Origin of the sequence: Humibacter albus DSM 18994, from assembly GCF_000421825.1 — a bacterium.
Lineage (GTDB): Bacteria > Actinomycetota > Actinomycetes > Actinomycetales > Microbacteriaceae > Humibacter > Humibacter albus.
In genome coordinates this window covers 69,696-85,856 of record NZ_ATXT01000019.1, presented here as the reverse complement: position 1 = coordinate 85,856, position 16,161 = coordinate 69,696, and the positions used below count along the sequence as shown (strand labels likewise).

12 protein-coding genes are annotated in these 16,161 nt (G+C 69.2%); 7 read left to right on the top strand and 5 right to left on the bottom strand.

Annotated elements, in window-relative coordinates; all coding sequences use genetic code 11:
* Positions 1–34 precede the first annotated feature (34 nt).
* Positions 35–862, bottom strand: a complete 828-nt coding sequence (locus H623_RS21260) for a TetR/AcrR family transcriptional regulator (RefSeq protein WP_169514936.1) — start codon at positions 860–862, stop codon at positions 35–37.
* Between the two features lie 70 nt (positions 863–932).
* Here H623_RS21260 and H623_RS0115935 point away from each other — a divergent pair, with 70 nt between their 5' ends.
* The gene (locus H623_RS0115935; protein ID WP_022901925.1) at positions 933–1,811 is read left to right on the top strand and encodes an SDR family oxidoreductase; all 879 of its coding nucleotides are present in this window, start codon (positions 933–935) and stop codon (positions 1,809–1,811) included.
* Between the two features lie 288 nt (positions 1,812–2,099).
* On the opposite strand, the gene H623_RS0115930 is transcribed toward H623_RS0115935, so the two are convergent.
* On the bottom strand, positions 2,100–2,816 hold the full coding sequence (locus H623_RS0115930) for a ThuA domain-containing protein (protein ID WP_022901924.1): 717 nt from the start codon (positions 2,814–2,816) through the stop codon (positions 2,100–2,102).
* Positions 2,817–3,158: 342 nt separating this feature from the next.
* Between H623_RS0115930 and H623_RS0115925 the strand changes: the two genes are divergently transcribed.
* The 5 genes from H623_RS0115925 to H623_RS0115905 all read left to right on the top strand — a co-directional run bounded on the left by H623_RS0115925 (position 3,159) and on the right by H623_RS0115905 (position 10,527).
* The gene (locus tag H623_RS0115925) at positions 3,159–5,537 is read left to right on the top strand and encodes an ATP-binding cassette domain-containing protein (RefSeq protein ID WP_033372133.1); all 2,379 of its coding nucleotides are present in this window, start codon (positions 3,159–3,161) and stop codon (positions 5,535–5,537) included.
* 189 nt (positions 5,538–5,726) lie between these two features.
* Entirely contained in the window at positions 5,727–6,899 is a 1,173-nt protein-coding gene (locus H623_RS0115920) for a Gfo/Idh/MocA family protein (protein ID WP_033372148.1), read from the top strand.
* Positions 6,896–8,257 carry a dihydrodipicolinate synthase family protein gene (locus H623_RS20520; protein WP_022901921.1) on the top strand — a complete coding sequence of 454 codons (1,362 nt, stop codon included), beginning with the start codon at positions 6,896–6,898 and terminating at the stop codon, positions 8,255–8,257. The genes H623_RS0115920 and H623_RS20520 overlap by 4 nt, the downstream gene beginning before the upstream one ends.
* Positions 8,254–9,111: a sugar phosphate isomerase/epimerase family protein gene (locus tag H623_RS0115910; RefSeq protein WP_022901920.1), complete on the top strand. Its 858-nt coding sequence runs from the start codon at positions 8,254–8,256 to the stop codon at positions 9,109–9,111. Before H623_RS20520 ends, H623_RS0115910 begins: the two co-directional genes overlap by 4 nt.
* Before the next feature lie 294 nt (positions 9,112–9,405).
* Entirely contained in the window at positions 9,406–10,527 is a 1,122-nt protein-coding gene (locus H623_RS0115905; RefSeq protein ID WP_022901919.1) for a glycerate kinase, read from the top strand.
* 89 nt (positions 10,528–10,616) lie between these two features.
* Here the strand turns inward: H623_RS0115905 and H623_RS0115900 are convergent, their stop codons facing one another.
* The 3 genes from H623_RS0115900 to H623_RS0115890 all read right to left on the bottom strand — a co-directional run bounded on the left by H623_RS0115900 (position 10,617) and on the right by H623_RS0115890 (position 14,692).
* Positions 10,617–12,185 carry an FGGY family carbohydrate kinase gene (locus H623_RS0115900; protein ID WP_022901918.1) on the bottom strand — a complete coding sequence of 523 codons (1,569 nt, stop codon included), beginning with the start codon at positions 12,183–12,185 and terminating at the stop codon, positions 10,617–10,619.
* Between the two features lie 132 nt (positions 12,186–12,317).
* Entirely contained in the window at positions 12,318–13,508 is a 1,191-nt protein-coding gene (xylA, locus tag H623_RS0115895; RefSeq protein ID WP_022901917.1) for a xylose isomerase, read from the bottom strand.
* A gap of 143 nt (positions 13,509–13,651) precedes the next feature.
* The gene (locus H623_RS0115890; protein ID WP_033372146.1) at positions 13,652–14,692 is read right to left on the bottom strand and encodes a LacI family DNA-binding transcriptional regulator; all 1,041 of its coding nucleotides are present in this window, start codon (positions 14,690–14,692) and stop codon (positions 13,652–13,654) included.
* A gap of 219 nt (positions 14,693–14,911) precedes the next feature.
* Between H623_RS0115890 and H623_RS0115885 the strand changes: the two genes are divergently transcribed.
* Positions 14,912–16,141: a sugar ABC transporter substrate-binding protein gene (locus H623_RS0115885; RefSeq protein WP_026940450.1), complete on the top strand. Its 1,230-nt coding sequence runs from the start codon at positions 14,912–14,914 to the stop codon at positions 16,139–16,141.
* Positions 16,142–16,161 lie beyond the last annotated feature (20 nt).

Genomic DNA, 16,161 nt, shown 5'->3' with positions numbered 1-16,161 from the left:
CGACGCGCGCGGCGGCGCGGCGCGCCGGGGACCACTAAGAAGCCGCCGAGGGCCGCGAGGAGGCGGAAGCGGAAGAGGTGGGTGCGAGCAGGGTCCAGAGCGCGTCGAGCGCAAGAGTCGCCGCCACCGCCCGCGAGTCGCCGCTGGCTGGGGCCGCCGCCAGCGCCTTCGAGTCGCCATTGGTCGGTGGCGCCCCCGCAGCCTGGGGCTCGGCACCGCTCGGTTTTGCGCCGGTCGGTTCGGCACCCGCCGGCCGGACCTTCGGCCCGGCTTCGTCGTGGGCCGACGCGGCCTTCGACCCGGTTTCGTCGTGGCCCGACGCGGTGGGCGCGTTGAGCACCCATTCGTCGATCGTCGTCAGCGACGCGATCGCCCAGGCCGACAGGAGGTCGGCGGGCAGGTCGGACCGTATGACGCCGAGCGCGCGGCCTCTCATCAGCGCTTCGCCGATCCAGTTCAGCACAGCAGCGCGCACCCCGGAGATCGCGCGATCGGCCGGGGCGGTCGCCGAGTTGTGGAACATGAGTCCGAGGTTCATCAGCTCGGGGCGCTCCGCTGCAAGCGCGGTGGCGCGACCGAGCATCGCCGTCAGCGCGGGGCGGAAGGATGCCGCGGTCAGCATCCGAAGATCCGGCGGCTGAAGCGAGTCGACCATGTCGTCGGCGAGGGTGCGCACCACCCAATCGTGCAGTGCCGCTTTATCGGCGAAGCGGTGATAGAACGAGCCTTTCCCCATGCCGCACCGCTTCAGGATGTCGTTCAGTGACGCCCCGTCCAGGCCATCCGCGCCGAAGGCGGCCGCCGCAACGAGCCGGAGCTTCTTCGCGGCAACCGGAGCGAGGGGACGGGGTGGACGAGGCACGGCATCCACTCTAGGCTATTCCTGTACCGCGCGGTACAAGAACGCTTTCCGTACAGAGGTGGAGGTCGGTATGGGCGAGTTGGTCGTGGTCGCCGGAGCAACGGGGTACGTCGGCCGTCACGTGGTCGAGTCCCTCGACGCCCGGGGGTTCAGGGTGCGAGCGCTGGTGAGGTCACGCGAGCGCGCGGAGCAGCCTGGCGCGTTCGGTGCTCCGGCGTTGCGCGGACACGTCGCGGAGTGGCGCACCGTCGACTACGCCGAACCGGAGACGCTGACGGACATCTGCGAGGGTGCCGATCGCGTGGTCTCTGCGTTGGGCGTCACCCGTCAGAAGGCGAGCCCCTGGAACATCGACTTCCTGGGCAATCTCGCCGTGCTGGCGGATGCGGAGAAGCACGAGCTGGCATCCTTCGTCTACGTCAACGTGCTGCACTCGGAGACCGGAACGTCACTGACGATGCGGTCGAAGTTCGCGTTCTCACAAGCACTGGCTCGCAGTCGGGTTGCACCGCAGATCATCAACCCGTCGGGGTACTTCTCCGACATGTCCGATTTTCTTCGCATGGCGCAGCGCGGCATGGGGTTCACGATGGGCGACGGTGCAACGAGGCTCAACCCGATCCACGGGGCCGACCTCGCCACGTTCATCGTCGACCACCTCACGGGACCGGCCGGCAGCTGGAACGTGGGCGGGCCGGATGTCTTCACCTACCGCGAGATCGAAGAGCTCGCGTTCCGCATCGCGGGCCGCACGCCACGCATCCTCAGGGTCAACGAACGGGTCGGGCGCTCGCTGGAATGGGTTGCCGAACGCGGATCGCCGCGGCTGGGCAACCTGACCCGCTTCTTCATCGAGTCACTGCAGGTCGATGCGGTCGGGGAGCAGTTCGGCGAGCGGCACCTGGAACCGTACCTGCGGTCGCTCAGTTCCGGCGCGCCAGGCAAGTAGGGACGTCCTGCCGCACAGACGCCGGGCCCTGCGGCTGTCGAGTCATCCGCTTGTTGTCGAGCGACCCGCTTGTTGTCGCGCCACCCGCTTGTTGTCGCGCCACCCGCGTGTTGTCGAACCACCCGCTTGTTGTCGAACCACCCCTCTATTCGCGCAAAGAGACGGGTGGCTCGGCGACGATGTGCGGGCTCGACGTCGGCGCGGCCGCGGGAGCGGGCGGTCGCGCGGGGCCGTGGCGCGGGCGGCCCATGGGACGGGCCGCCCCGGGGCGGGTGCGACCCGGTGGGACTACCGCTCGCGGAGCAGCCAACCGGCCGCCTGGGCGATGATCGCGCGCGCCTCGGACGCGTCGTACGACGCCTCGTCGTGGCCGAGCGCGTCGTAGACGATCCGCGCAGCGCCGTACTCGTGCGTCCAGAGCACAGGCTGGCGCTCGCCGTCGAGGTCGTGCCACGCCAGCTGCCGGGCACGCGGCGAGACGCGTAACAGCGAGTAGCGCTCGTCGTCGGTGTCGAAATCCCGGATGGCCGCGACAACCGGGTGCGCATCGGTCGCCACCGAGATGTGCGCGCGCGAGTACGGCGGATGCATCGACGTACCGCGCACCCAGATGCCGCCCAGCACCGACTCCCATTCGGGCAGGAAGCCGAAGCTCGTCGACGAGACGTGCAACGCGAGCACGGGGCGTCCGCGCTCGACGTGGGCGAGCAGACCGGCGCGCGTCGCCGCATCCGCCTCAGAAAGGGGCAGGGTCTCACGGTCGTCCGAACTCTGCACCACCGAACGCTCCTCGGGCGTGCGGCCCGCGCCGACGTTGAGCACGAGCAGGTCGACGTCGTCGGCATACGCGAGGGAGGCGAGGCGGGCATCCACGTCGTCGTCCACGGTCACGCTATGCCCGGCATCGCGCAGTAGCGAGGCCGTGCGCGCTGAGGTCTCGGCGAGCGGATGCCACGGGTCGGCATATCGGCCGCTGCCCGACACGACGAGGATGTTCGCGCTCATGCTGCTCCTTGTGGTCCGCTGGTTCGACTCAGTGCGCCGGTTCGACTCAGCGCGCCGGTTCGGCGCGTCGGCCGGGTCGGCGTCGCGCGTCGAACCACCCGCGAGTTCCTCGGACCACGGTCTCAGGATGAGCCGCGTGGACGACGCCCTGCGCGCGTCACCCGCCAGCCTACGTTCTTCGTGCAGTCGCTCTCCTGCCGCTGATCGCTGGGCGTTGGTCGCTGGCCCCTTGGCCCTTGTGGCACGAGCATCGCGTGTCACGGGGAGGAGCGCCGCGAGTCCAGGACGCATAGCCTGGTCATCATGAACGCGAGGGGCTCGGGCGCTGAGGTGGCGGCATCCATGACGGAACGGCGGGAGAGCGCGAGCGACGTGACGGCGCGCGAGAACGATGTGATCCGGGTGCACGGCGCCCGGGAGAACAACCTGAAGGACGTCGACGTCGTCATCCCCAAGCGGCGGCTCACGGCGTTCACCGGCGTCTCCGGCTCCGGCAAGAGCTCGCTCGTGTTCGGCACGATCGCCGCCGAGTCTCAGCGGCTGATCAACGAGACGTACAGCGCGTTCGTGCAAGGGTTCATGCCGAGCATGGCGAGGCCCGACGTGGACCTGCTCGAGGGGCTGACCACGGCCATCACGGTCGACCAGGAGCGCATCGGCTCCGACCCGCGCTCCACGGTCGGAACGGCGACGGACGCGAACGCGATGCTGCGCATCCTGTTCAGCCGGCTCGCGCGACCGCACATCGGCTCGCCGAAGGCCTACTCGTTCAACGTGGCCTCGATCAGCGGGGCCGGCGCGGTCAAGATCGAGAAGGCCGGCCGTGAGGTGAAGGAGCGGCGCGAGTTCAGCATCGTCGGCGGTCAGTGTCCGCGGTGCGAAGGGCGCGGCACCGTGCAGGACTTCGACCTGACGCAGCTCTTCGACGATTCGAAATCGCTCGCCGACGGTGCTCTGCTCGTGCCGAACCACGTCGGCGACAGCTGGTACGGCCGCATCTACCGCGGATCCGGGTTCCTCGACCCCGACAAGCGCATCCGCGACTACACGAAGCGCGAACTGAACGACCTGCTCTACCGTGAACCCACGCGCATCAAGGTCGACGGCGTCAACGTCTGGTACATGGGGCTCGTGCCGCGCATCCACCAGTCGTTCCTGAGCAAGGATCGCGAGGCGATGCAGCCGCACATCCGCGCGTTCGTCGATCGGGCGATCACTTTCCAGACGTGTCCCGAGTGCGGCGGCACGCGCTTGAACGAGGCCGCCAGAGGCTCGACGATCGGCGGCGTGAGCATCGCGGATGCCTGTGCCATGCAGCTCACGGACCTCGCGCAGTGGGTGCGCGGCATCGACGAACCACGGCTGAAGCCCCTTCTGGGCTCCCTGCGCGACCTCCTCGACTCGTTCGTCGAGATCGGGCTCGGCTACCTCTCTCTCGACCGGCAGGCGGGCACGCTCTCCGGCGGCGAGGCGCAGCGAGTCAAGATGATCCGGCACCTCGGCTCAGCGCTGACCGATGTGACCTACGTGTTCGACGAGCCGAGCGTCGGCCTGCATCCTCATGACATCGAGCGCATGAACGGACTGCTCACCCGGCTGCGCGACAAGGGCAACACCGTGCTCGTCGTCGAGCACAAGCCCGAGGTCATCCGCATCGCCGACCACGTGGTCGATCTCGGGCCCGGGGCCGGCGCGGACGGCGGCACCGTGTGCTTCGAGGGCACGGTCGACGACCTGCGCGCCAGTGACACGGTCACCGGTCGCCATCTCGGGGACCGGGCGGCGCTGAAGGACGAGGTGCGTGAGGCATCCGGCGTGCTCGAGGTGCGCGGCGCGAGCGCGCACAATCTGCAGGACGTGGATGTCGACATCCCGCTCGGTGCGTTCGTCGTGGTCACCGGCGTCGCCGGTTCCGGCAAGAGCTCGCTGATCGACGACTCGGTGGCGGGGCGCGATGGCGTGATCGTCGTGGATCAGACGCCGATTCGCGGGTCGCGTCGTAGCAACCCGGCCACGTACACGGGGCTGCTCGAGCCGATCCGCAAGGCGTTCGCGAAGGCGAACGGCGTCAAACCGGCACTGTTCAGCTCGAACTCGGCCGGCGCCTGCCCCGCCTGCAACGGCGCCGGCGTCATCTACACGGACCTCGGGATGATGGCGACCGTCGCCACGGTCTGCGACGAGTGCGGCGGCAAGCGGTTCGACGCATCGGTGCTGGAGTACCGGCTGGGCGGCAAGAACATCAGCGAAGTGCTGGAGCTGTCGGTACGCGATGCGCATGCCTTCTTCTCGGAGGGTGAGGCGCGCACGCCGGCCGCGGTGGGCATCCTGGATCGCCTCGTGGATGTCGGCCTCGGCTACCTCACGATCGGCCAGCCGCTCACGACCCTGTCCGGCGGTGAGCGGCAACGCCTCAAGCTGGCGGCGCAGTTGGGCGGGGCGGGCGACATCCTGGTGCTCGACGAGCCGACGGTCGGGCTTCACCTGGCGGATGTCGAACACCTGCTGGCTCTGCTCGACCGCATCGTGGACGACGGCAAGTCCGTGATCGTTGTCGAGCACCACCAGGCGGTGATGGCGCACGCCGACTGGATCATCGACCTCGGACCCGGTGCCGGACACGACGGCGGACGCGTGGTGTTCGAGGGCACTCCCGCCGAGCTGGTCGCGGCCCGATCGACGCTGACGGGGGAGCACCTGGCGGAGTACGTCACGCGCTGACGCGCGGGCGGCGGCCCCGGGGCCATTGCCGTGCGGCGACGTTGCTGTTATCGTGCTGGTAAGCGCTTTCCCGCAATCAGGGCGGCGCGATATCGCGCCGCATCACCGGCGCGCTCGCACTTCACCACAGACGAAGTCAACGCACTAACGAAAGAGAAACCCGTGTCAGAGTCGACCATCGGCATCATCATGAACGGCGTCTCCGGACGCATGGGCTACCGGCAGCACCTGGTGCGCTCCATCCTCGCGATCCGCGAGCAGGGTGGCATCGAGCTCTCCGACGGGCGGCGCGTGCAGGTCGAGCCGCTGCTCGTCGGCCGCAACGAGGCGAAGCTCGCCGAGATCGCCGCGCGCCACGGGCTCGATCACTACACCACGGATCTCGATGCGGCACTGGCCGACGACCGGTGGCAGATCTACTCGGACTTCCTCGTGACGAAAGCACGGGCATCCGCGCTGCGCAAGGCGATCGCCGCGGGCAAGGCGATCTACACCGAGAAGCCCACCGCCGAGACGTTCGAGGAGGCTCTCGAACTCGCGCTGCTCGCCGATGAAGCGGGCATCAAGAACGGCGTTGTGCACGACAAGCTCTACCTGCCCGGCCTGCGCAAGCTGCGCCGCCTCATCGACTCCGGCTTCTTCGGCCGCATCCTCTCGGTGCGCGGCGAGTTCGGCTATTGGGTGTTCGAAGGCGACTGGATGCCCGCCCAGCGCCCGAGCTGGAACTACCGCACCGAAGACGGCGGCGGCATCATCGTCGACATGTTCCCGCACTGGAACTACGTGCTGGAGTATCTGTTCGGTCGCGTGGAGTCGGTGTACGCCAGGGCGGTCACCGAGATTCCGGAACGAGTCGACGAGCAGGGCAAGCGTTACAAGGCCACCGCCGACGACGCCGCCTATGCCGTGTTCGACCTGGCCGGCGGCATCACGGCACAGCTCAACTCGAGCTGGACGACCCGCGTGAACCGCGACGAGCTGGTCGAATTCCAGGTGGACGGCACGCACGGCAGCGCCGTGGTCGGTTTGTTCGGCTGCAAGATCCAGCCGCGCAACGCCACGCCGCGCCCCACGTGGAACCCGGATGTCCCCGACGCGCACGACTACGCGGCCGACTGGCACGAGGTGCCCAGCCTCGACCTGTCGGGCACGGAAGCGTTCGAGAACGGCTTCAAGGTGCAGTGGGAGGAGTTCCTCCGCCACGTGCTCGAGGACGCCCCGTTCCCGTACGACCTGCTCTCCGGCGCCCGCGGCGTGCTGATGGCTCAGAAGGGCCTCGAGAGCTCGAAGACCGGCGCGCGTGTGGACATCCCGGAGGTCACTGCGGAGAACCTTCGCGAGCTGAGCGGTGTCGTGCGATGACCGACTTGCTGCTGATCACGCCCGACGGGGCCGTGCGCACCGAGACGCTGATCGAGCATGAGCCGACGCTCGCGCCGTCTGGTCCGCTGCGTTCGCGGGTCGCGTACGCCGCGGCCCACGTGATTCCGAAGCCGTTCGCCGAGAACGTGCCCGGCGCTCCCGCCGACCTCGACTGGGATGCCACGCTCGCGTTCCGCCACCACGTCTGGTCCCAGGGCCTCGGCGTGGCCGACGCCATGGACACCGCCCAGCGCAACATGGGGCTGGACGCCGCGGCCACCCGCGAGCTCATCTCCCGCAGCGCGAAGGAGGCGTCCTCCGTCGACGGTGCGCTGGTGGTGGGCGTGAACACCGACCACGTCGACGAGGCGACCATCTCGATCGACGCCGTGATCGACGCGTACCTCGAGCAGCTGGAGTTCACCGAGGATGCCGGTGCCGGCGTCGTCCTGATGGCCTCCCGCCACCTCGCCCGCGTCGCGCAGACGCCGGCGGACTACGAGCGGGTCTACGGTGCAGTGCTGAGCAGGGCGACGACCCCGGTCATCCTGCACTGGCTCGGCGAGGCGTTCGATCCCGAGCTCGCCGGATACTTCGGCGGCGTCGGCGGCGACCTGACTGCGGCGACCGACACGCTGCTGCGCATCATCGAGGCCAGCGACGGGCGCGTCTCCGGCGTCAAGATGAGCCTTCTGGATGCCGACGCCGAAATCGCCGTGCGCGCTCGCCTTCCCGAGACCGCGGCGATGTTCACCGGCGACGACTTCAACTACGTCGACCTGATCGCCGGCGACGGCGTGCTCGTCGACGGGGCGGATGGGGAGCGCGTCGAGCAGTCCGGCCACTATTCGAACGCGCTGCTCGGAGCCTTTGCGGCGATCACGCCCGTGGCCTCCCGGGCGATCCGGGCCCTCGACGCCGGCGACCGAGAGGGCTACGAGCGCATCCTGCGCCCGACCGAGGCGCTGAGCCGCCAGGTGTTCGCCGCGCCGACCTTCTACTACAAAACAGGCGTCGCGTTCCTCAGCTGGCTGAACGGACACCAGGAGTCGTTCACGATGGTCGGCGGGTTGCACTCCGCGCGGAGTCTCCCGCATCTGGCCGAGATCGTTCGGCTGGCGAACGCGTCGGGCGCACTCGAACGGCCAGAACTCGCCGCGGCCCGGTGGCACGGAATGCTCGCCCTGAACGGCGTCGTCGAGCCGACCGTCTCGGCCTCGGGCGAACCGCCGGAAGCGCAGGCGGACGCGAGACGGGCCGCCGCGACTCAGGCCGTCGCGACTCAGGCCGCCGCGACGTCAGGCGCGCCGGTGGCCAATGCACCCCAGACCGACGCGACTAAGGAGGAGCGGGCATGAGCGCGCATCCGAGGTTCTCGCTCAATCAGGCGACGATCAAACACGCGTCGCTGGCCGAGGCCATCGCGGCGACGAGGGGCGCGGACATCCAGAGCATCGGCGTCTGGCGCGAGCCCGTGGCGGACATCGGACTGGATGCCGCCACCCGCCTCATCGCGGACTCCGGCCTGCGCGTCTCCAGCCTGTGCCGCGGCGGGTTCTTCACACTGCAGGACGGCCCGGAACGGGTCGCCGCGCTCGATGACAACCGCCGGGCCATCGAGGAGACGGCGGCACTGGCGGCGGCCGGTGCCGATGGATCCGCCGCCGTGTTGGTGCTGGTGGCGGGCGGTCTGCCCGCAGGATCACGCGACCTGATCGGCGCCCGCGAACGGGTGCGCGACGCGCTGGGCACGCTCGAGCCGTTCGCCGCGCAGGCCGGCGTGACGCTGGCGGTCGAAGCGTTGCATCCGATGTTCGCCGCCGACCGCGCGGTCGTCTCGACACTGGGCCAGGCGATCGATCTGGCCGCGGATGCCGGCCCCTCCGTCGGCGTCGTCGTCGACACGTACCACCTCTGGTGGGACCCGGAGGTGCTGACGCAGATCGCGCGGGCGGGTGAACTCGGGCGCATTGCGTCGTACCAGGTCTGCGACTGGATCACGCCGATCCCGGCGGATTCGCTGCTCGGTCGGAGCGTTCCGGGTGAGGGTCACATCGACTTCGCGCCGATAACGGCGGCTGTCGCGGCCGCCGGCTATACCGGCGATGTCGAGTGCGAGATCTTCCACGCGGATGTCTGGGCCCGCCCCTACGACGACGTCGCCCGCCAGGTCTCCGACGCGTTCACCCGTGTGGTTGCCCCTCACCTCTGAGGGGCCGTTCGCCGGGTGGTAGCTCTTCGGGTTCTCCGCTTCGCCAGTTCATAACTCAGGCTGGGAACCCGCAGCCGGCGGACGCGCCTTCGCGGATCGCCGGTGATCCGGGGTTCGGGTCGCGAGCAGGTCGGCGCAGCCTGAATTGTGAACCGGGCGCCGCCCACGCCAACCGGCGCCGCCCACGCCAACCGGCTCCGTGCAAGTCAACCGGCGTTGAGGAGACGGTCAGCAACCGACGGCCAGGACCCGGCCGCCGCAAGCGAAAGCAGTCGAATGCAGGAGAGTAGTGCCATGCGCATCGTCATCGCCCCCGACTCGTTCAAGGGTTCCGCCTCCGCCGTTCAGGTCGCCGAAGCGATCGCGTCCGGATGGCGCGAGGCGCGACCGAACGACGACCTCGTCGAGCTTCCCATGGCTGACGGCGGCGAAGGCACCCTCGACGCCTTCGAGACCGCCGTCCCGGGCGCGACGCGAGTGCCGATTCGGGTGACAGGTCCGGATGGGCGGGCGGTGCAGGCATCCTGGATGCTGTTGCCTCCGTCCGACGGATTGCCCGGCGGGACCGGCGTCGTCGAGCTCGCTGACACGAGTGGCCTGCCCCTGATGCACCGGCTCGACCCGATGAACGCGCACACGCTGGGCTTCGGACAAGCGATCGCAGCAGCCCTCGATCGAGGTGTCTCGCGGCTGCTGCTCGGCATCGGCGGCAGCGCCTCCACGGACGGCGGATGCGGCGTGCTCGTCGCCCTCGGCGCCCGGCTGCTCGACGGGCAGGGCATGTCGGTGCTGCTGGGCGGCGGTTCCTTGCCGGAGATCGTGTCGGTCGAACGCGGCAGGCTGCGCGCGCTCCCGGAGGGCGGCGGGCTCGTGCTCAGCGACGTCACGAACCCGCTCGTCGGGCCGAGCGGTGCGGCCGCCGTCTTCGGCGAGCAGAAGGGAGCGGATGCCTCCCAGCGCGCCGTCCTCGACGCCGCGCTCGCGCACTGGTCGGCCGTGCTCCACGGTGCCGGGCTCACGATCGATCCGGCCACCCCGGGTGCCGGGGCCGCCGGGGGAACCGGTTTCGGTCTTCTCGCCTGGGGCGCCGAACTGGCTTCCGGAGCGACCACCATCGCGGATGCCGTCGGCCTCGACGCCGCGCTCGCCTCCGCCGATCTGGTGATCGTGGGGGAGGGACGATTCGACGCCCAGACGGAGTCCGGCAAGGCGCCCGCGGTCGTGGCCGCGCGAGCGGCAGCCGCGGGAGTCCCGGTGGCGCTGGTGGCCGGCGCGATCGCGGCATCCACCGAAGGCTTCGCCGCGTGGCAGTCGCTGACGGAACTCGCGGGTGGCACGGAGTCGGCGGTCGCCGAGCCGCTCACCTGGCTTCGTGAGGCCGGACGTCGTATCGCGGTTGAGGTCGCGTCTCGCTGACGGAGGCCGCGAAGGCGGCCCCATGCGACGAGACGTGCTCGCCTGAAGCGCGTAGATGCTCGACGAGCGTTCGCACTGCGGCGAGCCGGTTACAGCGCCGCAAGCCTCGCGTAGCGCTCGTACTGCTCTCGGATCACCGGACGGAAGTCCGGCGCCGGCTCTGCGACCACCTCCAGCAGCCACTCCGGCCGCGATCCGCTTAGCACCCACGCGGCCTGCGCCGCCGCTCCGTTCGCCACGTACTCACCCGGCGCCGGGACGACGACCGGAGCATCGAAGACCTGCGCCGCCACCGCCTGCACGGCCGGGTTCAGCGCGGCGCCGCCGACGAGCAGCAGCCGCTGCTCGCGCACCCCGACCGCACGCACGGCGTCGAGTCCGGCGGCGAGCCCGCTGAGCATGCCCTCGACGGCCGCACGCGCGATGTTCTCCCGTCGCGTCGACGCGATCGAGAGGCCGTGCAGGCTGGCCTTCGCCGTCGGCAGGTTCGGCGTGCGCTCACCCTCGAAGTACGGAACCAGCACCACGCCCTCAGAACCGGCGGGCGCGCGCAGGGCGAGCTCGGCGAGCTCGTCGAAGTCCACGTCGAGCAGGTCCGCCACGGTGCCGAGCACGCGCGCGGCATTCAGGGTGGCGACGAGCGGGAGGAAGCGGCCGGAGGCATCCGCGAAGCCCGCCGCAGCGCCCGTCGCGTCCGGAACCGACTCGTCGACGACGGCGAACACCGTGCCGCTCGTGCCGAGTGAGACGACGACGTCGCCGGATGCCGCGCCCAGGCCGAGTGCGGCCCCCGCGTTGTCTCCGGCGCCGGGGCCCACGATGATGCCCGCCTTCACGGCGACCTCGCCGTTCTGCTCGGCGGCCGTGCCGGCCGAGTCTGCGGGGCCGAGCACGCGAGGCAGCACGACCGGCGCGGAGACGTCGGAATCGAAGACATCGGTATCGGCGTCGCCGGTACGCGGCGCGCCGTCGTTCTCGGTGCCGGGCCTCGTCGCTTCCGAGGCGGCAGCGCTCGCGTCAGCGCCGGCGGCCTCCCGCGCGGGACGGCCGAGAGCGAGCTCGAACAGTCCGAGGTCGTAGGAGTCGGCAGCCGGCGACCAGTATGCCGTGCCCGATGCATCAGAGCGGTCGGTGACGAGGGCGTCGAGCTGCGGGCCCAGCGGCGCCTCGTCCGCGGGGCCGTAGCCGAGCAGGCGCCAGGTGAGCCAGTCGTGCGGGAGCGCGACGGCGGCGACGCGCGACGCGTTCTCCGGCTCGGCATCCCGCAGCCAGCGAACCTTCGTGGCGGTGAAGGATGCCACCGGCACAGACCCCGCGCGCCTCGCATACTCCGCGGCCCCCACCTCGGCGGCCAACTCGGCGGCTGCGGCGGCGCTGCGTGTGTCGTTCCAGAGCAGGGCCGGGCGGATGACGCGGCCATCGGCATCCAGCACCACCATGCCGTGCTGCTGGCCGCCGACCGCGATCGCCGCGACGTCGTCGAGCCCGCCGGCTTCGCCGATCGCGGTGCCGAGTGCACTCCACCAAGCCGCCGGATCGACCTCGGTGCCGTCGGGATGCGACGCCCGGCCCGAGCGCACCAGCGCGCCTGTCTCGAGGTCGCGGATGACGACCTTGCAGCTCTGCGTCGAGGAGTCGACGCCTGCGACCAGTGTCATGGGAGGTTCCTTGCGCTCAGCGCCCTGAGCGAGCAAAGCGAGTCGAAGGGCCCGTGTGGGTTGCCCTTCGACTCGCTGGCGCTCGCTCAGGAAGCAATGGTGGATGACGCGTGAAGCGGGATGCGAATCGAATCAGCGCGCGCCGAGTAGGTGCTCGGTGGCGAGCTGCTGCAGCCGCACGAAGCCGAAGCCCTTGCCGCCGAAGTACGCGTCGGTGTTGAAGTCCTCCCACGCGCTGCGGTCGGCCTTGATCGACTCGATGGTCTCGCCCTCGTTCAGCGTCGGCTGCTCGAGTTCGAACACCCGGGCGGCCTCCAGAGCTTCCTGCACCTCGGGGTCGGCGCGGAACGCGTCGGCCCGCTCCTTGAGCAGCAGGTAGGTCTCCATGTTCGCCTTGGCCGACTCCCACACGCCGTTCTCGTCCTCGGTGCGACTCGGCTTGAAGTCGAAGTGGCGGGGACCGTCATACGCCGGACCGCCGTTCGCCCCGCCGTGCTCCAGCAGGTCGACGAGCGCGAACGCATTGTGCAGGTCGCCGTGACCGAACGCCAGGTCCTGGTCGTACTTGATTGAGCGCTGCCCGTTCAAGTCGATGTGGAAGAGCTTGCCGTGGTACAGCGCCTGGGCTACGCCGGAGGTGAAGTTGAGGCCCGCCATCGTCTCGTGGCCGACCTCGGGGTTGAGACCGACGAGTTCGGGGTGCTCCAGGGAGTCGATGAACGCGATCGCGTGACCGAGCGTCGGCAGCAGGATGTCACCGCGCGGCTCGTTCGGCTTCGGCTCGATCGCGAAGCGGATGTCCCAGCCCTGCGACAGCACATAGTCGCCCAGGAAGTCCACGGCCTCCTTGTAGCGCGCGAGCGCGGCCTGGATGTTCTTGGCCGAGTCGTACTCCGCGCCCTCCCGGCCGCCCCACATCACGAACGTCTTCGCACCGAGCTCGACGCCGAGCTCCAGCTGGCGCAGGATCTTGCGGATCGTGTACCGGCGCACGTCGCGGTCGTTCGACGTGACTCCGCCGTCCTTGAACACCGGCGCCGAGAACGTGTTCGTGGTGACCATCGGCACGATGAGGCCCGTGTCGTCGAGCGCCTTCTTCAGGCGGTCGATCTGCTTCTGGCGTTCGGCATCGGTGGATCCGAACGGGAACAGGTCGTCGTCGTGGAACGTGAGGCCGTAAGCACCGAGCTCGGCCAGCTTCTCGACGGCGTGCACGACGTCGAGCGGGGGGCGCGTCGGGCCGCCGAACGGGTCGGTGCCGTTGTAGCCGATGGTCCAGAGACCGAATGAGAACTTGTCGTCGCGTGTGGGCGTGGGTGCCATGGGAGAGTCCTTCAGCATCGAAAGAAGAGTATTTGTTGCGCCGCCAAACATATCAGACGAGAGAGAGCGCGTACAGGCCTCAGCAGCATCGAAGCGCGCAGAGCGCCTTGCTGCGCGCCGCCTCGCTCGAGAGCGAGCCGTTTTCACCCCTGTTCGAGGAGTCGATCCAGCGGCGCGCGGTCGGCGGGCGCCGGTCCCGTCGACTCGCCCGGCCGCAACGTGCAGGCGAGGCGCTGCAGCATCGGCGGCGCGGAGCTGCCCTCGAGCCGCGCGATGAGCGCCTCGGTCGCCAGGCGCCCGAGGGGACTGCCCGGAGCGTCGTAAACCGTCAGCGGCGGCTCGAGCAGGTCGCCCATCGCAGTGGATGTCGCCACTCCCGTGATCGAGAGGTCCTCCGGAATGCGCACGCCACGCCGCGGAAGGCTCATGACGAGCGAGAACGCGGCTTCGTCGTGCACGGAGATGATCGCCGTCGTCTGCGGAGCACGGCGTGCCAGGTCGTCGGCGAGCGCCAGTACCGCCTCGGAATCGTGCGTCACGCGGAAAACCGTGCCGTTCAAGCCCCGGGATGCGATCACCTCGGTGAACGCCTGCTCGCTGCGGATCGGTGGTGCGTATCCGGCCAACGGTGTGCCGGAGAGGTCTTCGACGATCAAGGCGAAGTCACGATGGCCGACCGCGGCGAGGTCGTCGATCGCCATCTCGACGGAGCGCTCGAAGTCGATGTCGACGCAGTCGATCCCGTCGGTCTCCCGCGTGCGGCCGATCAGGGCGAACGGCGCCTCCGCTCGCCGCAGATGATCGACCCGCTCGTCATCGAGCTGCACCTCCATGAGGATCACGCCATCGGCCGAGCCGGACTGGATGAGCGAGGTGATCTCACGGCTCACGTTGTCGGAATGCAAGGGCCAGAGCACGAGGTTGTATCCGCGTTCCTCTGCGGCGGTGGCGGCGGCATCCACGAAGGAGTGATGGTGGCGATGGTCGAGCAGCGGGTAGATCAGGGCGATCACCCGCGACTTGCGGCTGGCGAGCGCCCTCGCCGCAGAATTGCGTCGGTAGCCCAGCTCGTCGATGGCCGCCAGGATGCGATCGCGCGTCTCGTCAGAGACGGGCTTGGTGCCGTTGACCACGAACGAGACCGTAGCGATCGAAACCCGAGCCCGATCGGCGACCTGCTGCATCGTGACCACGGGGCCAGTATCGCATCAGTTTCGGTAAAGCGCTTGACTATCGGTGTCGAGCGTGCTCACAATGCCAACAGGCACTCGCTCGTATCCTCACCCCACATCAAGCAGAGTCGTCTTTCGAGGATTCGGTAAAGCGCTTGACCGCACCGTGCTGTCCGGCCGGTGCGCACCCTGATCGAGAACCATTCGAAGAACGAAGCAAAGGAGCTTTCCGTGAAGAAATCACGCATCCTCGCGGCGGTGGCCGGGGCGATGATGGTCTCGCTGTCACTGGCGGCGTGCTCGGGATCCGGCAGCAGTTCCGGCTCGAAGCAGACGCTGACGGTCGAGGACTACTACACCGCGAACCCGAGCATGAGCGGGTACAACAACATCTACAAGCAGTGCGGCAAGCAGATCGGCGCGAACGTGAAGACGGTGCACATCGCCGGCGCATCGCTGATCTCGAAGGTGCTGCAGCAGGCATCCTCGAAGACACTGCCCGACGTACTCATGCTCGATAACCCGGACGTGCAGCAGATCGCCGCCACCGGGGCTCTGTCACCGCTGAAAGACTTCGGCGTCACCGCACCGAAGGGCGATGTGCCCGCCGTGATCAAGGCCGGCACGTACAAAGGCGAGCTGTACGGCCTGGCGCCTGTGATCAACTCGATCGCCTTGTACTACAACGCCGACATGCTGAAGGCCGCCGGCGTGACTCCGCCGACGACCTGGGCCGAGCTCAAGGCCGCCGCGCTCAAGCTCACCGACAAGAGCAAGGGTGTTTACGGCTTCGCGATGAGCAACATCAACACCTACGAGGGCACGTGGCAGTTCCTTCCGTTCATGTGGAGCAACGGCGGTGACGAGAAGAACATCGACACGACGGCGACGGAGCAGGCGCTGCAATTCGACGTCGATCTGCAGAACGACGGCTCGATGTCGAAGAGCTCGGTGTCGTGGAGCCAGCAGGACGTCAACAACCAGTTCGTCGCGGGCAAGGCGGCCATGATGATCAACGGCCCGTGGCAGCTGCCGGTGCTGAACGCCAAGAAGGGTCTGAACTTCGACAGCGTGCCGATCCCGACCCGCACGAGCAGCCAGAAGGTTGTCTCACCGTTGGGCGGCGAGACGTTCAACGTGCCGCGCACCGGTGACAAGACGAAGATGGCGCTGGCGGGCAAGTTCGTGCAGTGCTTGAACAAGCCGGCGACACAGCTGAAGATCGCGAAGGTCTCCGGCAACGTGCCGTCGCAGGAGGCCGCAGCCGCCACCTGGGCGAAGTCGCACCCGCAGGTGAAGTCGTTCGTCGAGACGGTGAAGACCGCTCGCGCGCGCACTGCGGAGCTCGGGCCGAAGTGGCCGACCGCCGCGACGGCGATCTACACGGCCGTGCAGAACGCGCTCACCGGCAAGGCATCGCCGGCTGATGCGCTGAAGCAGGCGCAGACGCAGAACAAGTAGGCCTGACACGGACGGGCGGG